The 18,605-nt window shown below is 56.9% G+C and carries 16 protein-coding genes; 8 read left to right on the top strand and 8 right to left on the bottom strand.

Annotated features, from left to right (window positions below):
- Positions 1-16: 16 nt before the first annotated feature.
- Entirely contained in the window at positions 17-1,075 is a 1,059-nt protein-coding gene (zapE, locus tag Q1B13_RS11785; RefSeq protein WP_299080384.1) for a cell division protein ZapE, read from the bottom strand.
- A 149-nt stretch (positions 1,076-1,224) separates the two neighbouring features.
- Between zapE and Q1B13_RS11790 the strand changes: the two genes are divergently transcribed.
- Positions 1,225-2,463 carry an MFS transporter gene (locus tag Q1B13_RS11790; protein WP_299080381.1) on the top strand — a complete coding sequence of 413 codons (1,239 nt, stop codon included), beginning with the start codon at positions 1,225-1,227 and terminating at the stop codon, positions 2,461-2,463.
- A gap of 14 nt (positions 2,464-2,477) precedes the next feature.
- Here Q1B13_RS11790 and mtnA read toward each other — a convergent pair whose 3' ends face one another.
- From mtnA to Q1B13_RS11815, 5 genes are all read right to left on the bottom strand, one after another.
- A complete protein-coding gene (gene mtnA, locus Q1B13_RS11795) occupies positions 2,478-3,572 on the bottom strand; it encodes an S-methyl-5-thioribose-1-phosphate isomerase (RefSeq protein WP_299080378.1) in 1,095 nt (364 codons plus the stop codon).
- A 117-nt stretch (positions 3,573-3,689) separates the two neighbouring features.
- Entirely contained in the window at positions 3,690-4,145 is a 456-nt protein-coding gene (locus tag Q1B13_RS11800; RefSeq protein WP_299080375.1) for a YaiI/YqxD family protein, read from the bottom strand.
- Entirely contained in the window at positions 4,142-5,599 is a 1,458-nt protein-coding gene (gene sthA, locus Q1B13_RS11805; protein ID WP_299080372.1) for a Si-specific NAD(P)(+) transhydrogenase, read from the bottom strand. The genes Q1B13_RS11800 and sthA overlap by 4 nt, the downstream gene beginning before the upstream one ends.
- A 3-nt stretch (positions 5,600-5,602) precedes the next feature.
- Positions 5,603-6,436, bottom strand: a complete 834-nt coding sequence (gene fghA, locus Q1B13_RS11810) for an S-formylglutathione hydrolase (RefSeq protein ID WP_299080369.1) — start codon at positions 6,434-6,436, stop codon at positions 5,603-5,605.
- A gap of 104 nt (positions 6,437-6,540) precedes the next feature.
- A complete protein-coding gene (locus Q1B13_RS11815; RefSeq protein WP_299080366.1) occupies positions 6,541-7,470 on the bottom strand; it encodes an AEC family transporter in 930 nt (309 codons plus the stop codon).
- A gap of 201 nt (positions 7,471-7,671) precedes the next feature.
- Between Q1B13_RS11815 and Q1B13_RS11820 the strand changes: the two genes are divergently transcribed.
- Both Q1B13_RS11820 and phnY read left to right on the top strand, forming a co-directional pair.
- Positions 7,672-8,289 (top strand): TetR/AcrR family transcriptional regulator, encoded by a 618-nt coding sequence (locus tag Q1B13_RS11820; protein WP_299080364.1) that lies wholly within the window; start codon positions 7,672-7,674, stop codon positions 8,287-8,289.
- 147 nt (positions 8,290-8,436) lie between these two features.
- Positions 8,437-9,882, top strand: a complete 1,446-nt coding sequence (phnY, locus tag Q1B13_RS11825) for a phosphonoacetaldehyde dehydrogenase (protein ID WP_299080362.1) — start codon at positions 8,437-8,439, stop codon at positions 9,880-9,882.
- 54 nt (positions 9,883-9,936) lie between these two features.
- On the opposite strand, the gene Q1B13_RS11830 is transcribed toward phnY, so the two are convergent.
- Both Q1B13_RS11830 and Q1B13_RS11835 read right to left on the bottom strand, forming a co-directional pair.
- The gene (locus Q1B13_RS11830) at positions 9,937-10,638 is read right to left on the bottom strand and encodes a GntR family transcriptional regulator (RefSeq protein ID WP_299080359.1); all 702 of its coding nucleotides are present in this window, start codon (positions 10,636-10,638) and stop codon (positions 9,937-9,939) included.
- Positions 10,639-10,718: 80 nt separating this feature from the next.
- A complete protein-coding gene (locus tag Q1B13_RS11835; protein ID WP_299080356.1) occupies positions 10,719-12,083 on the bottom strand; it encodes a formimidoylglutamate deiminase in 1,365 nt (454 codons plus the stop codon).
- A gap of 81 nt (positions 12,084-12,164) precedes the next feature.
- On the opposite strand from Q1B13_RS11835, the gene hutI reads away from it, so the two are divergent.
- The 5 genes from hutI (at position 12,165) to nadA (ending at position 18,605) form a co-directional block, all read left to right on the top strand.
- The gene (gene hutI, locus Q1B13_RS11840; RefSeq protein ID WP_299080353.1) at positions 12,165-13,376 is read left to right on the top strand and encodes an imidazolonepropionase; all 1,212 of its coding nucleotides are present in this window, start codon (positions 12,165-12,167) and stop codon (positions 13,374-13,376) included.
- Positions 13,373-14,911, top strand: coding sequence for a histidine ammonia-lyase (gene hutH, locus Q1B13_RS11845; protein ID WP_299080350.1), 1,539 nt, complete (start codon positions 13,373-13,375; stop codon positions 14,909-14,911). Before hutI ends, hutH begins: the two co-directional genes overlap by 4 nt.
- Positions 14,908-15,702 carry an N-formylglutamate deformylase gene (hutG, locus tag Q1B13_RS11850; protein ID WP_299080348.1) on the top strand — a complete coding sequence of 265 codons (795 nt, stop codon included), beginning with the start codon at positions 14,908-14,910 and terminating at the stop codon, positions 15,700-15,702. The genes hutH and hutG overlap by 4 nt, the downstream gene beginning before the upstream one ends.
- Positions 15,699-17,381, top strand: coding sequence for a urocanate hydratase (hutU, locus tag Q1B13_RS11855; protein WP_299080346.1), 1,683 nt, complete (start codon positions 15,699-15,701; stop codon positions 17,379-17,381). The genes hutG and hutU overlap by 4 nt, the downstream gene beginning before the upstream one ends.
- A gap of 174 nt (positions 17,382-17,555) precedes the next feature.
- Entirely contained in the window at positions 17,556-18,605 is a 1,050-nt protein-coding gene (gene nadA / locus Q1B13_RS11860) for a quinolinate synthase NadA (RefSeq protein WP_299080344.1), read from the top strand.

Below are 18,605 nucleotides of genomic sequence, written 5' to 3' on the forward strand. Positions count from 1 at the left end.
GGTGAGGGCAGAGTCCCTATTTCCCCCAGCCCTGATCCTGCATTTCCCGCAAGCGCGAGGCGGTTCTTTCAAATTCAAACGTTCCTTCGCCTTCGACATAGAGCATTTCTGGCTCGGCGGCGGCGGAACAGATCAGGCGAACTTTCCCTTCGTAAAGCGCATCAATCAGTGTGACGAACCGTTTGGCCTCGTTAAAATTGTTGCGGGACAGTCGTGGGATATCCTCGAGGACCAGAACCTTCACCTCTTCAGCGATGGCGAGGTAATCGGCTGGCCCCAGCATACGTCCGCACAGATCATAGAACGAGGCGCGTGCCACTCCGTTGCGGAACTGGGGCAATTCAACGGCACGCCCCTTGACCTGCAGCACCAGCGGATCAGCTGGACCACCCGCAAGATCCGTCCACACACTACGAATACTCTGACGCGCCTCTGGGCCGATCGGAGTAAAATAGACCGGTGCGCCTTCCAGCCGATTCTGTCGATAATCGGTGGGTGACACCAGTTCCCAAACCTGAAGTTGTTCCTTGATATGAGCAATGAATGGCAGGAACAGTTGTCGGTTCAGGCCGTCCTTGTACAAGCCGTCCGGATGGCGGTTGGACGTTGTGACTATCACCACGCCGCCCTTGTGCAACATATCGAACAAGCGCCCGACAATCATCGCATCAGTGATATCGGTGATTTGCATTTCATCAAAAGCGAGCAAACGCACGGATTTCACGACATCCTGCGCCACGGGTCCCAAAGCGTCCTCGACCCCGTCCTGTCGCGCCTTGTGCATTCCGGCGTGGATTTCCTGCATAAACGCATGGAAATGAACGCGTCTTGCCGGAATGTCTGTCAAATTGTCGACGAACATATCCATCAACATGGATTTCCCACGCCCAACACCGCCCCACAGATACAATCCTTCGGGTGCAGGCGGAGCCTTGCGAAAGAGACTGCGTTTGACCGGTTCGGCCAATGCTTTTCGAATGCGCTCGAAATGCGGCAGAACGGCCTCCTGTGCATCATCTCGGGTCAATGATCCGTCGGCGATGCGGGCCTCATAAAGCGAAATCAGATCCGTCATAGGTCTGAGCCTTAGCGTTGGACTTTCCACTTGAAAAGCAGCCAAATCTCCCAAGGCATCAAATTTACTTATCCGTGACCGCAAATCTGCTGATTTGACGCCTTCACCAAAACCAGTAACTTCCGTCATACGAATGCCCCGAGGGTCAAATGCCGCAATCCGTTCGCCTGCTGAATCCAATCCTGATTGTTGCCTGCATCATCATCACGGTGAACTTTGCTGTGCGTGGCTCATTCGGCGTGTTCCAGATCCCGATCGCGGAGGAATTCGGCTGGCTGCGTACCGATTTCTCGATGGCCATCGCGATTCAGAATCTGGCTTGGGGGATTGGACAGCCGATCTTTGCGGCAATCGCTGAAAAGGTGGGCGATCGCCGCGCGATCGTTCTGGGCGCGTTGGTCTATGCCGCAGGGATGGTGCTTTCGGCGTGGTCCGTTACGCCGTTTGAACACCACATGTACGCCTGGCTCGTCGGATTTGGTATCGCCGGGACCGGGTTTGGTGTGGTTCTGGCTGTGGTGGGCCGAGCATCGTCTGACGAAAACCGGTCCATGTCGCTTGCCATTGTCACCGCAGCCGGCAGCTTTGGTCAGGTTCTCGGTGCTCCGATTGCGGAATGGTTGCTGACATTCCTGCCTTGGCAACAAGTCTTCATTGTCTTTGCAATTGCGGTTTTGGCACTCGTCCTGACACTGCCGTTCATGCGTGCACCGCAGCCTGTCAGCAAGGCCGAGCTGGAACAAAGCATGGCCCAGATTTTGGGCAAAGCAATTCGTGATCCGTCCTATGCGTTGATCTTCGTGGGGTTTTTCAGTTGCGGGTATCAGCTAGGCTTTATCACCGCGCATTTTCCTGCTTTCGTGACCGAGATGTGTGGTCCGATCCAACCGGGGGGCGTTCTGCATTCGATCGGTATAACCTCGACATCCGCTTTGGGTGCCGTCTCGATTTCATTGATTGGATTGGCCAATATTGGCGGCACTTTACTGGCAGGTTGGGCAGGAAATCATTTCCCAAAGAAGTACCTGCTGGCGGCCGTCTACACCGGGCGCACAATTGCGGCGGCGTTGTTCATCGTGTTTCCGATTACACCACTTTCGGTGATTGCTTTCTCGCTGGTCATGGGGTCGCTTTGGTTGGCAACCGTTCCTCTGACATCTGGTCTGGTCGCGCATCTCTACGGTCTGCGTTACATGGGAACACTGTACGGCATTATCTTCTTCAGCCATCAGGTTGGCAGTTTTTTGGGCGTCTGGTTGGGTGGCCGCATGTATGACCAATATGGCGACTACACCACGGTGTGGTGGATCGGTGTTGCCATCGGTGCGTTCAGTGCGATCGTTCACCTGCCAATCCGCGAGAACCGCGGCGCAACGGTGCCGGCCTAAACCGTCAGCGTTGGTTAACCCGCCCGGTCGGGAAACAGCGCGGACAGTCCCTCTGCCGAGGCGTCGCACACGCCGCGTTCGGTAATTAGGCCCGTAACAAGCCGGTTCGGGGTGACATCAAAGGCAGGATTGCCGCCCTCGGTCCTGTCTGGCGCAACGCGCACATCTTCGACAGTTCCCTGATCGTCAACGCCCATCACATGAGTCACCTCGCGCTGATCGCGTTCCTCGATCGGGATTTCGGCCACGCCGTCCCGTACGGTCCAGTCGATTGTTGGCGATGGTAGGGCGACGTAAAACGGTACCCCGTTGTCGTGGGCCGCAAGTGCTTTCAGATATGTGCCGATTTTGTTGCACACATCCCCTTGCGCTGTGGTTCTGTCGGTGCCGGTGATTACTGCATCGACTTGCCCGTGCTGCATCAGATGCCCGCCCGCATTGTCCACGATATATCGATGCGGAATGCCGTGCTCGCCCAGTTCCCATGAGGTCAGCGCCCCCTGATTGCGGGGCCGAGTTTCATCGACCCAGATATGGACCGGAATACCTGCCTCATGCGCGTGATACATAGGGCTGGTTGCTGTACCCCAGTCCACCGTTGCTAGCCAGCCCGCGTTGCAGTGGGTCAGCAGGCGGACTGGTTCGCCCCTGGGTTTGCGCGCTGCAATCTCCTTGATCAGCTCTAAACCGTGCCGGCCAATCGATGCATTGATCTCGACATCTTCATCAGCGATGTGCTGTGCTAGGGTCCAGGCCTGATCGACACGGTCACTGACGGCCAGAGGCATCAGTGCCGCGCGGCACCTGTCCAGCGCCCATCGGAGGTTGATGGCTGTGGGTCGCGTGGCGTGCAGGACGTCGTAAGCGGCTTCAAACGCGGCGTCCGAGCTGTCTCGCGACATTTGTTCGGCAATTCCGAAGGCAGCGGTCGCACCGATCAACGGCGCGCCCCTGACCCACATGTCGCGGATTGCCGTCGCGAATTCGTCGAGGGATTTCAGGGTCACAATTCGAAACTGATGCGGTAGCCATCGCTGGTCGATAATCCGAACCTCACCAGCCGTTTTGTCCCACCAGATCGACCGATAGTGATCGTTTTTCACCTTCATAGTCTACGCTCCGTGCTCAAACCCGCTGTGTTGTCCCGGGCGAGTGTTGAGGTTGCTGCGATCAGACGCAAGCGAAAGCCGCCAGCAATTCCGGTATTTGGCGATTTTGCAGGGTCGCTACTGGCGCTGCGAGGCTCGCAATTCCCTTTCCAATGCGTCTAGAAAGCGGGACCGGTCAGCCTTGCCAAAGGGTTTGCCGCCGCCGCCAGCGCCCAGCGGATTGGCTGCGCGCAGGTCGGCCATAAGGTCCCGCATCGCCAGCTGCTGGCCAATATTCGCCTGTGTGAACGCCTCACCATTCGGGCGCAGGACACGCGCGCCGGATTCAACACATTTTGCCGCCAGAGGGATGTCTGATGTGACCACTACATCACCTGTGCCGCAGCGGTCCGCGATCCATTTATCTGCCTCATCTGCGCCTTCCGCGACAATTACGACTTGTACCAACGGATTGGCCGAAGGCCGCAGCCCACCGTTTGAGACCAGCGCAATTGGCACTTTGTGCCTTGTGGCCACCCGCTCGGCCTCGGCCTTTACGGGACAGGCATCTCCGTCGATGTAGAGCGTGGTCACGCTTTCTTGGCCTCTTTCTTGGCGGGTTCGTCGGCTTTCTTGCGCACCTTGAATTCTTCGGGGATCGGCATGCGATTGAACGCGTCTAGGCCGGCGATCTTATAGGCTTCTGCGAGGGTCGGATAGTTGAACGTGTTCTGCACGAAGTAATCCACAGTGCCTTTCAGGTTCAACACCGCCTGCGCAATATGGATCAGCTCGGTCGCGCCCTCACCCACGATCTGCACACCCAGAACCCGTCGGGTTTTCAACGAGAACAGCATTTTCAACATGCCATGTTCCAACCCCATGATATGCCCGCGCGAGGTTTCGCGAAATCGTGCCACGCCGACTTCGTAGGGGATGCCACGTTCCTGTAGTTCTTCTTCGGACATACCGCAGGTGGAAATTTCAGGCACCGAATAAATCCCATAGGGGTACCATGGGCTTTCCGGCAATGTCGGGGTGTCCAGCGCATGGCAAGCTGCCACACGACCTTGCTGCAATGATGTTGACGCAAGCGACGGGTGCCCGATCACATCACCGGTTGCATAGATATGCGGCACCGTTGTCTGATAGGTTTTGCGGTTCACACTGATGCGGTTGCGGTGATCGGTTTCCAGCTCAACGGAATCCAGATTGAGAGCTGACGTAGCCCCCATGCGCCCGGCTGCAAACAGCAGCATTTCGCCCCGAACGTGCCGCCCATTGTCCAATGTGACTTCAACATGGCTGCCAGCGTCTTCAATCTTTTCGACGGCCGATCCCAATCGCAGATCTACGCCGTTTTCGCGGATTTGGTGGGTGAAATCATGGATCAACCGGCTATCGATAAAATCGAGGAAGGTATCACGTGGTTCGATCAACGTGACCCGCACATCCAAGGCAGAGAACATGGTAGCATATTCAACGCCGATCACCCCGGCTCCGATCACCACGAGAGAGCGGGGGATTTCTGCCATTTCCAGAAAAGTGTCGCCGTCAACAATGGTCTTGCCGTTGAAGGGCACGTAATCCGGCCGATAGGTCTTTGTGCCGGTCGCGATCAGAAACTTGGCCGCTGTCAGGCGCGTTGATTCACCGGCGTCTGTTGCCACCTCGACCTCGTGCGGTCCAATGAATTTAGCAAAGCCATTCAGGGTTTCGACATGGTTTCGATTGAATTGATGTTCTAACACGTCGACCTCGTGGTCGAGTGTCATATGCAGCCTGGCCTTCAGGTCTTCGGCGCGGATTTGATCTTTGACCCGGTAAGAACGGCCATAAAAACTGCGCTCGCGCCAACCCGACAGGTTCAGGACAGTTTCGCGAAGTGTTTTGGACGGGATCGTGCCCGTGTGGACGGAAACGCCCCCCAACCGATCCTGACGATCAATGACCAGAACACGCCGTTGCAGCTTGCCGGCCTGAATTGCCGCGGCTCGCCCCGAAGGGCCGGAGCCGATGATGATCAGGTCATAGTCATACTCGCTCATCTCTTAGTCTCCGTATAGCGCCTCGGCATGGAAGGTGACGTGGTCTTCCATGAACGTGGACACAAAGAAATACGAGTGATCGTAGCCGGGTTGCAGACGATAGATCGCTTGCTGGCGACGTTCGGCAATGGCGTTGGCGAGCGCTTCGGGACGCAACAGATCGATAAACTGGTCATTGGCCCCTGTGTCGATCAGGACCGGGCCGTCAAAACCGGTCTGTTTCATCATCACCGACGCGTCGTGTTTGGCCCAAAGTGCTTCATCCCCACCCAGGTAGGCGTTTAGCTGCTTGCGCCCCCAATCAGCGCCGGTGGGGTTGGAAATCGGCGCAAAGGCCGAGACCGAGCGGAACCGTCCCGGCAGATTCATCGCCAGCGTAAGCGCCCCGTGGCCGCCCATGGAGTGCCCGGTAATGGCCTGACGGTCCGCGTCGATGGCAAAGTTTTCGGTCAGCAATGCGGGCAGTTCCTCGGCCACGTAAGCCCACATCCGGAAATGCGGTGCCCAGGGGCCTTGTGTGGCGTTGACATAGAATCCAGCGCCCTGACCCAGATCGTAATCCTCGTGATCCGCAACGCCTTCGCCGCGCGGCGATGTGTCTGGAAAGACAACGGCGATACCTTGCTCGGCCGCCCAGGCCTGCGCCCCGGCTTTGGTCATGGCGTTTTCATGGGTGCAAGTTAGGCCCGACAGATACCAAAGGATTGGAACCGGCCCATCCTTGGCCTCGACTGGCAGAAACAGACCAAAGGTCATGTCGCACTGGCAGGCAGCTGAGGCATGGCGGTATACGCCTTGCACGCCACCGAAACAGGCATTTTCCGATAGGGTTTCCATCAGGCATCGTCCTTACATTAGTGTCGCGATATGGCTAACGATCCAACGTCCTCGCGTAAAGTCCGCGCGTCTTGGGCGGCGGGCTTTTTTCGCAATGACGTCGATCAGGGTGTTCCAACCCAAGCGATAACCAGCGGAATTGTCAAAATACTGGCGATGGTCGACAACAATATCGCTGCTGATGCACGGTGTGGTGCGATCCCGTAATGCGCCGCCAGCATGTAGACATTGCCTGCAACAGGCAATGCAGCCGCTGCGATGGCAACCGCTGCCGGGAAGGGATCGATAGGGATCAACCAGATCAAAACAACAGCAACGCAGGCCGGATGGATGACCAGTTTGCAAAAGCTAAGCCAGGCAGCGACTTGGACCCGTTCCGCTGACTTGCCGGCAAGCGAGGCACCGATCGCGAACAATGCGCCGGGCGTCGCAGCGCCACCAAGGATAGTCAGGAAGTTATTCAGATGTCCCGGAACGGGCACCTGAAATGCAGACCAGATGAGGCCTGCGGAAATAGATACTATCATCGGGTTTTTTAGCAGGCCCAACCCGATCAGTCGAAACGTGGCAGGTGTCAGCTTTCCATCTCGACCTCCATTGATCAGGATGACGATAAGCGATGAAAAGACCACCAGATCCACTGTTAACACCAGCATGACGGGCCCTATCGCAGCCTCGGTAAACAGCAGCGCCAGCATGGGTAGGCCTAGAAAGCCGACATTTCCAATCGCCGCACATTGGGCCTCGACCGCAGTGGTGGGTATGTCGAGACCCCGCATCCAGGCCACGAAGGTTGCCAAGGCGTAAACCGCAGCGGTCCCGATCAGGTACCCCAGCATCAATCGGCCATTGAATATCTCGGCAAATGGTAGCGTGGAAGCAAAGCGAAACAGCATCGCCGAGAGAGCAAAATAGAAAACGAATTTTGTGAGATATGCTGTGGCTTCTGCGGTAAAAAACCGGGTTCGCCCGGCCCAATATCCCAGGCCGATGATCGCAAAGAAAGGAAGTGTGCGTAAAAAGATATCGACCATGCGAAACGTCCTAACACGGATTGTGCTTGGCGCAACCGCCGCGGATCGGATGTGCCATATATTTGGTGGGCTTAGTGCAAAGGTGCAATTGGGCCACCAAAATAATGAACTCTACGTGAGCCGCCCGAATTTCGCTGAGAATCCTTGTGTCTGAACTGATCGGTTTATAAACTCAATCCATTCGAAATCTGAGGAGATGACATGACCCAGACCGCCGCCATCCTGCGCACCGGCCGAAAATTCGACCAGGTTCTGCGCGGGGCCCGAGAGGTTTTCATGGCGGATGGGTTTGAAGGCGCAAGCGTGGATGACATCGCGCGTGCGGCGGGAGTCTCCAAAGCGACGCTCTACAGTTATTTCCCCGACAAACGCTTGTTGTTCATGGAAGTAGCGCAAACCGAATGCAGCCGCATGGCGGATCGGGTCATCTCGATGATCGACGAAACCAAACCCGCGCGTGAGGTTTTGTCGATCGCTGCGACGCAATTAACCAGTTTTCTTGTGTCCGATTTTGCCCAGCAGGTGTTTCGTATCTGCGTCGCCGAGCGCGACAGATTCCCGGAATTGGGACGAGCGTTTTATGAGGCGGGTCCTCAGAACGGCCAGCGCCAGATGGCAGAGTATCTGGAAAAGGCCGTGGCCAAGGGCGAATTGGCGGTCGAGGATGTTCATATTGCGGCGGAACAATTCTCGGAGCTTTGCAAAGTGCGGATTTGGACACGCGCGGCCTTTGGAATCCAGAACAGCTTTACCGAAGCTGAGATAGGTGAGGTCGCGTTGCAGGCGGTCGACATGTTCATGGCGCGCTACGGGGTTTGACTATAGTGGGTAACGCGCATTGGCTCGGGTAGCAATTTTCTTGTTGAAAAGCACGGCCATCTGATCATTTTTGTCCCGGCACACAAAGCCAATAAACGCTTTCGATCTCGAACAGCCGTTGGTTTTATAGGTAAGGACATACGCGCAATGACGGCCGAAATTCGTAACGAAGGTATGCGCATTGGCGGGAAGGTTGTTTTCACCGAAGACACCATTCCTGTTCACTATCCCTATACCAACGAAGTGATTGGCACAGTTCCCGCGGGCAAGGCTGAACATGCACAACAGGCGTTTGAAATTGCTGCCAACTACACCTCTGGTCTGAGCCGGTTCGAACGCAGCCAGATATTGCAGCGGACAGCCGAACTGATCGGAGAGAGGCGCGCGTATCTGGCCAAGTGGCTGACGTTAGAGCTGGGCATCTGCCACCAACATGCCGTCTATGAGACAAAGCGCGCGGAAGATGTTTTTCAGTTTGCCGCGTCGCAAGCGCTTGTTGACGATGGCCAGGTTTATTCCTGCGACCTGACCCAAAACGGCAAGACCCGAAAGATCTTTACCAAACGCGAACCGGTTAAGGCCATCAGCGCCATTACCCCCTTCAATCACCCATTGAACATGGTTAGCCATAAGATTGCGCCGTCGATTGCCACGAACAATTGTATGGTCTGCAAGCCCACCGAGTTGACGCCTCTGACGGCGCTGGCACTGGCCGATATCCTATACGAGGCGGGCTTACCGCCCGAGATGTTCCAGGTGGTTACTGGTTGGCCAGATGACATTGGTGACGAGATGACTGCAAATGATTACATCGATATCATCACTTTCACTGGCGGTGTTCCTGTCGGTAAACTGATCGCTTCAAAAGCTGGCTACAAGCGGCAGGCCCTGGAATTGGGCGGAAACGATCCATTGATCGTGCTGAATGATCTTGATGATGCAGACTTGGAACGGGCTGCTGCCATCGCAGTGGCGGGGGCAACCGGCAACTCAGGTCAACGCTGTACCGCGATCAAACGTATTTTGGTTCAGGAAAGTGTCGCTGACAGGTTTGCGCCGATGGTTTTGGAGAAAGCCAAAGCCATCCGTTTTGGCGATCCACAAGACCCCGAAACTCAGCTGGGATGTGTGATCCACGCCGAAGCTGCCGCGTTGTTCGACAAGCGCGTGACTGATGCGGCTGCGCGGGGGGCTGAAATCCTGTACCATCCGGGTCGTCAGGGCGCGCTGTTGCCCCCGGTTGTTGTCGATAAAGTTCCTCATGACAGTGAGTTAGTGATGGAAGAGACATTTGGTCCGGTAATTCCGATTGTCCGCGTCCCCGACAATGATCAGGAGGTGATGGCGATTTCAAACGGGACGGCATTTGGCTTGTCATCCGGCGTTTGTACCAACGACCTGAACCGCGCGATCGCTTTTATCAATGGTCTCGACGTTGGCACCTGCAACATCTGGGAACAACCCGGATACCGCACCGAGATGTCTCCGTTCGGCGGCATCAAGGACAGCGGCAATGGTGTCAAGGAAGGCGTCGTCGAGGCGATGAAGTTCTTCACCAACGTTAAATGCTACTCACTTCCCTGGCCAGAGTAAGGTTACGGGTCCGGCCAGATCAAATGCCGTGAGGTTGATGCCGCTTCGACAAAATCAATACGTTGTCCGCATCCGATATCCCTGGTGAAAGGTCATGCGCACAAATGTCACGGGATCGTTTCGGAACCATGTTGTGCGTTCCAACTGAAACAAAGGCGTTCCTGATGGGACCGACAAAAAATCTTGCAGCTGCCCTTCGGCGGGAACAGCGGAAAATGAGATTTCCGCGTTTGAAAAGGGCACTTCGGCCAACAACCATTCATTTGGACCAACGGTCAGAAAATCCTCAGCCACCACATGTGGAACCGCGCTGACGTTGATCCAGCGTTCTTCGAACTGAAAAGGGCGGTTGTCGGCGTGATGCATGCATTGCAGACGCAGCACCTTTGCCCCTTCGGGGATTCCAAGCTTTGCCTGCAACCAGGCCGGGCAGTCAATCAGCGTCCGGCTCACAAGAGCGTAACGGTATTGCGCGTTCATGTCTTCGATGGTTTGACGCACAACAGTGATGGGCAACTTGGCCTGTTTCACCGGCGTCGTAACAACCCGTGTCCCGCCTTTGCGTTTGCGGGTCACGATACCTTGTTCAGCCAGTTCGCGTAGCGCCCGGTTTACGGTTGCCCTGGCACAACCAAACTCGGCGGCCAGTTCTAACTCGGTCGGAAGCAGGCTGCCTTGCGGCCACACCCGTGTCTGGATGCGCTCGATGACTTCGTCACGGATACCCTGGAATCCGATACTCTTTGGCTCTGTCACGTGTGGCTCTTGCTTATAATAGTAGACATATTATTAATATGTCGGGAAATAGGGCGTATGCAAAGGATTGATTGCACCATTTAGAGGCAAGCCATCAGATGGGTCATCACCGTCCTGTATCGGGCAACGATCCTGTCTCGGTCAACATGCCGGCCCTCTTTGACACGATGACGGCCGGCCGACCACAGGTCCGTTACCACGTGATCCCTTGCGGCAAAGACAAAACCATCCAGAAGCTGTTCGGGTTTTAGGCAACACAAGGATTGATCCCGACTGTCGATAGCAACCAGATCAGCCAGCATGCCTTCTGCGATCTGTCCTGCGGACCGACCCAAAGCCTGCGCGCCTCCAATAGCTGCCCCGCAATAGAGCGAGTGCCCGACAGATCCTTCGCCACGAACCATTACGTTTCGCGACAGATCCCGCAGCCGCTGCGAATATTCAAGCATGCGCAGTTCTTCGGTCAATGAGATCAGAACATTAGAATCAGACCCGATGCCAAACGCCCCGCCTGACATAAGATAGTTTGCACCGTTAAAGGGACCGTCGCCAAGATTTGCCTCGGTGATCGGGCACAACCCGGCGACCGCACCGCTGGCAGCCATGTTTTGAGTTTCACGGTCGGTCATGTGGGTAGCGTGGATCAGGCACCACTTAGAATTGACGGGGGCATTGCTCAGCAGCCATTCGACGGGTCGCGCACCCAGCTCTGCTTCAATTTCCGCAACTTCTTTAGGTTGCTCAGCAATATGGATATGAATGGGCCCCGCCGAATGGGTCTTTAAGACGGCAGCCAGGTCGTGCGGCGAGGTGGCTCGCAAGGAATGGGGTGCAATCCCAAGCCGACAATCCTTGGGCAGGGATGAGAGAGCATCTTTGGCCTGGTCGACCAGCACACAAAAACGGGTGACGTTGTTGCCAAAGCGTTTCTGAGCAGCTTCCAGTGGTTTTTCGTGCGCGCCCGAATAGGTGTAGAGAACGGGCAAATGAGTCAGGCCAATCCCGGTCTCGGCTGCGGCGGCCATGATCCGGTCCGACAACTCGCCCAACCGATCATAAGGTGTGCCGTCGGGTTGGTGATGGAGGTAGTGAAACTCGCCGACCGATGCAAACCCAGCCTCCTGCATTTCCATGTAGACCAGCGCCGCAATCGTCTGGATCTGATCGGGGTTCAGGTGAGCGGTAAAGCGATACATCAGCTCTCGCCAGGTCCAGAAACTGTCGCGCCCGACCATGCGGTGTTCCGTCATCCCGGCCATTGCCCGTTGAAACGCGTGGCTATGAAGATTGGCCATTGCCGGTAACAACGTGTCCGCCGTGATATCGCCGGGTTGCGCCACGCTGTCTTTTTGCAGGGACGAAATGTGCCCAGCATCGATTTCTAACCGCAGGTTGGTCACCCAGCCCGTATCCAGCAGGGCGTGCTTTGCGAAGATGGCAGACATTTTTACCTCATTTTATGCATAGACATATTACATAATGATTTGTACTAGAAAAGAGAGAATTGCAGAGGGGCTCTGAGTCGAATGCAGACGCAAGTTCGCGTATTTTCAGATCTGAACGCCGCGACGATGATCGGCGGGTCGGTGCCCTACGGGCTGATTGAGCGTGCGGCGATAGCGGTTGAGAATGAGCGTATCGTCTGGGTTGGGCCCCAAGAAGACCTACCGGACAAATATGCGGATCGACCCCGAACCGCGCTGGAAGGGCGTTTGGTGACGCCTGCGCTGATCGACTGTCACACACACGTGGTCCACGGCGGCCACCGCGCCGTTGAGTTCGAGATGCGCCTGAACGGGGCCAGTTACGAAGAGGTGGCGCGCGCTGGCGGTGGTATCATCTCGACCGTGAAAGCCACGCGCGCAGCCAGTGTAGACGACCTGATCGCGCAGGCCCTGCCGCGCGTCGATGCGATGCTGGCCGAAGGTGTGTCGGTCATAGAGGTCAAATCCGGCTATGGTTTGGACCGGGATACCGAGTTGAACACGCTTCGCGCCGCACGGGCCTTGCCGAGCCATCGTCCCATCCGTGTCGTGACCAGCTTTCTTGGCGCGCATGCTGTGCCCGACGAATTCAATGGCAGGGCAGAGGCGTATATCGCTGAGGTGTGCATCCCGACACTGAAAGAGGCTCATGCGCAGGGGTTAGTGGATGCCGTGGACGCGTTCTGCGAAGGCATCGCGTTCTTGCCCGAGCAATTGGTGCCGCTGTTCGAGGTTGCCAAAGAACTGGAACTACCTGTCAAACTGCACGCCGAGCAACTATCGAACCTGGGTGGGGCGAAACTGGCAGCGAACTACGGCGCATTGTCAGCGGATCACATCGAATACCTCGATCAGGACGGCGTTGACGCCATGGCCAAAGCAGGCACCGTTGCCGTGATCCTTCCGGGTGCTTTCTACACGTTGCGCGAAACACAGGCACCGCCAATTGATCTGCTGCGAGCAGCAGGCGTGCCCATGGCGTTGGCCACGGATTGCAACCCGGGATCGGCTCCGATGACCTCATTGCTTTTGGCTATGAATATGGGATGCACGCTGTTTCGTATGACGCCCGAAGAAGCCCTGCAAGGAGTCACGGCCCACGCGGCTCGCGCCTTGGGTCTGTCAGATTGCGGTCAGATCGCCCCGGGTTTGCGCGCCGATCTGGCGGTTTGGAACGTAACCCACCCGGCCGAACTGTCGTATCGCATTAGCTTTAATCCGTTGCATACCCGAATTACCGGAGGTGATCTGTGAAAAGGCTGACGCTGACCCCCGGCACTGTTTCTTTACAGCAACTTGAACAGGTGTTCCGCAAAGAATGCGCCGTGCGTTTGGATGCGACTTGCCGCCCTGCGATTGAGGCTGCGCACCAAAGCATCGCCGCCGCCGCAGCTGGCGATGCGGCGGTCTACGGTGTCAATACTGGCTTTGGCAAACTGGCCAGCGTCAAGATCGCACCCGAGGATACTGCGACCCTGCAGCGCAACCTGATCCTCAGCCATTGCTGTGGTGTTGGGCCAGCGATCCCGCGTGCACATGCGCGATTGATGATGGTGTTAAAGCTGCTCAGCCTTGGGCGTGGTGCATCAGGTGTACGGTTGGAATTGATTGACCTTCTAGAGGCAATGCTAGCCAAAGGCGTTACGCCCGTGATCCCGGCGCAGGGCTCGGTTGGGGCTTCGGGTGATCTCGCGCCCCTTTCGCATATGGCTGCTGTCATGATGGGTGCTGGAGAGGCCGAATTCAAAGGTAACGTGATGCCCGGCGACGCGGCCCTGGCGGCAGCTGGTTTGAACCCGGTTGAACTGGGCCCCAAGGAAGGGCTGGCGCTGATCAATGGTACGCAGTTCTCCACTGCTTTTGCGTTGGCCGGTCTGTTTGGAGCCTGGCAGGCGGCGCAAAGCGCTCTGGTCACCTCGGCCCTGACCACCGATGCGATTATGGGCTCAACTGCTCCGCTGCAGCCCGAAATTCACAGCTTGCGCGGTCATCGCGGTCAGATCGAAGCCGGGGCAACCATGCGTGCCCTCCTGGCCGGATCTGTTATCCGTGAAAGCCATCGGGACGGCGATACACGCGTGCAGGATCCCTATTGCATTCGCTGCCAGCCTCAGGTCGTCGGTGCAGCGATGGATGTTTTGCGTCAAGCGGCGACAACGCTTGAGATTGAAGCCAATGCGGCCACGGACAATCCTCTGGTCTTGTCCAAAGCGGGGCTGATCGTATCGGGCGGGAACTTCCACGCCGAGCCGGTGGGTTTTGCCGCCGATATGATCGCGCTGGCCCTGGCAGAAATCGGAGCTATTGCGCAGCGGCGCATTGCCCTGATCGTTGATCCGGTGCTGAGCTTTGATCTGCCGCCTTTCCTGACCCCCAACCCCGGGTTGAATTCAGGCTATATGATCGCCGAGGTGACCACTGCCGCGCTGATGAGCGAGAACAAGCATCTGGCCAATCCCTGCGTCACTGACAGTACGCCAACCTCGGCCAATCAAGAGGACCATGTTTCCATGGCTGCCCATGGTGCCCGCCGGTTGGGGCAGATGGTGACCAATTTAGAACGCATTCTGGGGGTCGAGCTGCTTTGCGCCACACAAGGTGTCGAATTTCGCTCACCTTTGCCAACCAGCGACGCGCTGCAGGGCGTTATGGCTCGCCTGCGCGCGGTTGTTCCAGTTCTGGAAGATGACCGTTATGTCGCCCCGGATATCGAGGCCGCCGCGACCCTGATTGGCAGCGGCGAGATTGCCCAAGGCACGGGGATCACCATGCCGGATCTTGGCGCATGACGAACCCCGTCGAAATCACACGGGGCACCGGCCCAGTGGTTCTTGGCCTGCCGCACACCGGTACATATGTGCCGTCTGTGATCGAGGCTAGGATGAACGCCCGTGGTAAGGAGCTGACGGATACGGATTGGCATATTCACAGCCTTTACGATGGGCTTTTGCCGGATATGACGACGGTCAGGGCGACGTTCCACCGCTATGTGATCGACGCGAACCGTGACCCCTTGGGTGTGTCGCTTTATCCGGGACAGAACACGACGACGCTGGTGCCCTTGACCGATTTTGACGGGCGGGACATCTGGGATGTTCCTCCTTCGGAGCAGGATATCTCGGACCGGCGCGATACGTTCCACAGCCCGTATCACACAGCACTTGAAGCAGAGCTCGCGCGTGTGAGAGCGATCCATGGGATTGCGGTGCTTTATGACTGTCATTCAATCCGCAGCCGCATTCCCTTCCTGTTCGACGGTAAACTGCCAGATATGAATATTGGCACAGACGGCGGTGCCACTTGCGGGCCGGACATCGAGACCATTGCCCATGAATTTGCTGCCTCATCGCCCTACAGCACGGTCTTGAACGGGCGTTTTCGAGGGGGCTGGACCACGCGACACTATGGTCGCCCATCCGAGGGTATCCACGCTATTCAGATGGAGCTGGCCCAATCCACTTATCTGACCGCAGAGGTCCCGCCATGGACTTATGATCCCGAAAAAGCCACCCGCCTGCGCCGCTGGCTCACCGACATTCTGGACGCCATCCAAGATACAGCATTGGAGCTTGCCCCATGACCGATCCTCGCAAAAACACCCGTGACGTTTATCCACCCACTGGACCGGAACTGAATGCCAAAAGCTGGATGACCGAAGCGCCGATGCGGATGCTGATGAACAACCTTCATCCTGATGTGGCCGAGAACCCGCATGAGCTGGTGGTCTATGGTGGCATTGGTCGCGCTGCGCGGACGTGGAAGGATTTTGATACGATTGTCGCCAGTTTGAAAGAGTTGGAAGACGACGAAACGCTGGTGGTTCAGTCCGGCAAGCCCGTCGCCATTGTCCGAACCCACACAGACGCGCCCCGGGTGCTGATTGCGAATTCCAACCTTGTGCCGCATTGGGCCAACTGGGACCACTTCAATGAGCTCGATAAGAAGGGCCTGATGATGTACGGCCAGATGACGGCGGGTTCTTGGATCTATATCGGAACGCAAGGCATCGTGCAGGGCACTTATGAGACTTTTGCCGAAGCCGGACGACAGCATTATGACGGTGACCTGACTGGGAAATGGATCCTGACCGGCGGCCTGGGCGGCATGGGTGGCGCGCAACCGCTGGCCGCCGTATTCGCCGGGGCCTGCTGTCTGGCTGTTGAGTGCAACCCCGACAGCATCGATTTCCGGCTGCGCACCAAGTACCTTGATGAAAAAGCCGAAACGCTGGACGAAGCCCTTGAGTTGATCGACCGTTGGACCAAGGCGGGCGAGGCAAAGTCGGTGGGTCTGCTGGGCAACGCGGCTGAAATTTTCCCGGAAATCTATAACCGGATGCAGGCGGGCGGGATGCGGCCCGATATCGTTACCGACCAAACCTCGGCCCATGATCCGGTGAACGGGTATCTTCCGTTGGGTTGGACCATGGCGCAATGGAAAGACAAGCGCGAAAGCGATCCGAAATCGGTTGAAAAAGCCGCGCGCGCCTCGATGAAACAGCATGTTTCTGCGATGGTGGACTTCTGGAACGCGGGTGTGCCGACGTTGGATTATGGCAACAATATCCGACAGGTGGCGCAGGATGAGGGACTGGAGAATGCCTTTGCCTTCCCCGGCTTTGTGCCCGCCTATATCCGCCCGCTGTTTTGTAGAGGTGTTGGCCCGTTCCGCTGGTGCGCCCTTTCAGGCGACCCAGAAGATATCTACAAGACCGACGCCAAAATGAAGGTGTTATTCCCCGAGAACGCTCACCTGCATAACTGGTTGGACATGGCGCGGGACCGCATCGCGTTTCAGGGTCTGCCCGCGCGGATCTGCTGGATCGGGTTGGGTGACCGCCACAAAGCGGGGTTGGCGTTCAATGAAATGGTGCGCACTGGCGAGTTGAAAGCCCCCGTTGTCATCGGGCGGGATCATCTGGACAGTGGCTCGGTCGCCTCGCCCAATCGCGAGACCGAAGCGATGAAAGATGGCTCGGATGCTGTTTCCGACTGGCCGCTGTTAAACGCCTTGGTCAATACAGCCTCTGGCGCAACCTGGGTGTCGCTGCATCATGGCGGTGGCGTTGGCATGGGGTTCAGCCAACATGCGGGCGTGGTGATCTGTGCAGACGGATCCGACGCCGCCGCCAAACGGTTGGAGCGGGTCTTGTGGAACGATCCCGCCTCAGGTGTTTGGCGCCATGCGGACGCAGGTTACGACATCGCCAAAGACTGCGCCCGGGAACACGGTTTGCGCCTGCCGGGCATCCTTGGGTGACCAAATCGCCTGGAATGTCTGATGCACCCCGGGCGTTTCCTGCCAGCTATGGATTTGCCAGCTTAACTTAGCGCTAACGTCGAAATTTCCGGTTTCGGATTTAAACTCTATCGGATACGCCTATGTTTTTATGTAGCCCGCCAGGCACACGACAACTAAAAGGTGGTTCGTCCGTTGCTCGATATTACACATGTTCGGTCCGTTCTGACGGACGTCTATGATCTTGCCCCTTCGGCCACGCTAGCCGCAGAGATGCAGGATATCTATACGCGCATGGACCGGGTGATCAGCCCGCCGGATTGGGCAGTCTATGCGCCCTATGTCCGTGCAATCAATACGCTAAAGAAAGAGCGTAACGCAGTGATCCTTGGGCATAATTACATGACACCCGAGATCTTCCACGGCGTGTCCGACTTTGTTGGCGATAGCCTGCAGCTGGCCATGAAAGCCAGCGACGTCAAAGAGGACGTGATCGTTCAGGCCGGTGTGCATTTCATGGCTGAGACGTCGAAGATCCTGAGCCCGCAAAAGACCGTGCTGATGCCAGACATGGCCGCCGGTTGCTCGCTAGCAGAATCGATCACGGCCGATGGGGTTGAAGAGATGCGCGCCAAATACCCAGGCGCACCCGTTGTTTCTTATGTAAACACTACGGCCGAGGTCAAAGCCGCCTCGGACATCTGTTGCACGTCGTCCAACGCAGTTCAGATCGTGAATGCGATGGACAGCGATACGGTCATCATGACGCCTGACCAGTATCTGGCGCAAAACGTCGCCAATGAAAGCCACAAGAACGTTGTATATTGGCCCGGCTCTTGCATTGTGCACGAGCAATACACGGCAAAAGATCTGCGCGATTTCAGAGAGTGGAACCCCGGCACGCAATTGATTGCCCACCCGGAATGTACGCCGGATGTTGTGGCCGAGGCCGATTTTTCGGGATCCACCAGCGGTATTATCAAGTACGTTCACGACAAAAAGCCCGAGCGCGCGATGCTGATCACAGAATGTTCGATGGCGTCGAACATTGCCGATGAGTTGCCAGAGGTCGAATTTGTCGGACCCTGCAACATGTGCCCCTACATGAAGAAGATCACGCTGGAAAAGATTCTCTACGTTTTGCACACGATGGAAGGTCAGGTCGAGGTCGATGAAGATGTCGCTGACAAGGCACGTAAGTCGGTGCAAGCGATGATTGATCTGTCACGCAAGCTTGGTCTCTGA

Origin of the sequence: uncultured Ruegeria sp. (assembly GCF_947489545.1) — a bacterium.
Taxonomy (GTDB): Bacteria; Pseudomonadota; Alphaproteobacteria; order Rhodobacterales; family Rhodobacteraceae; genus Ruegeria.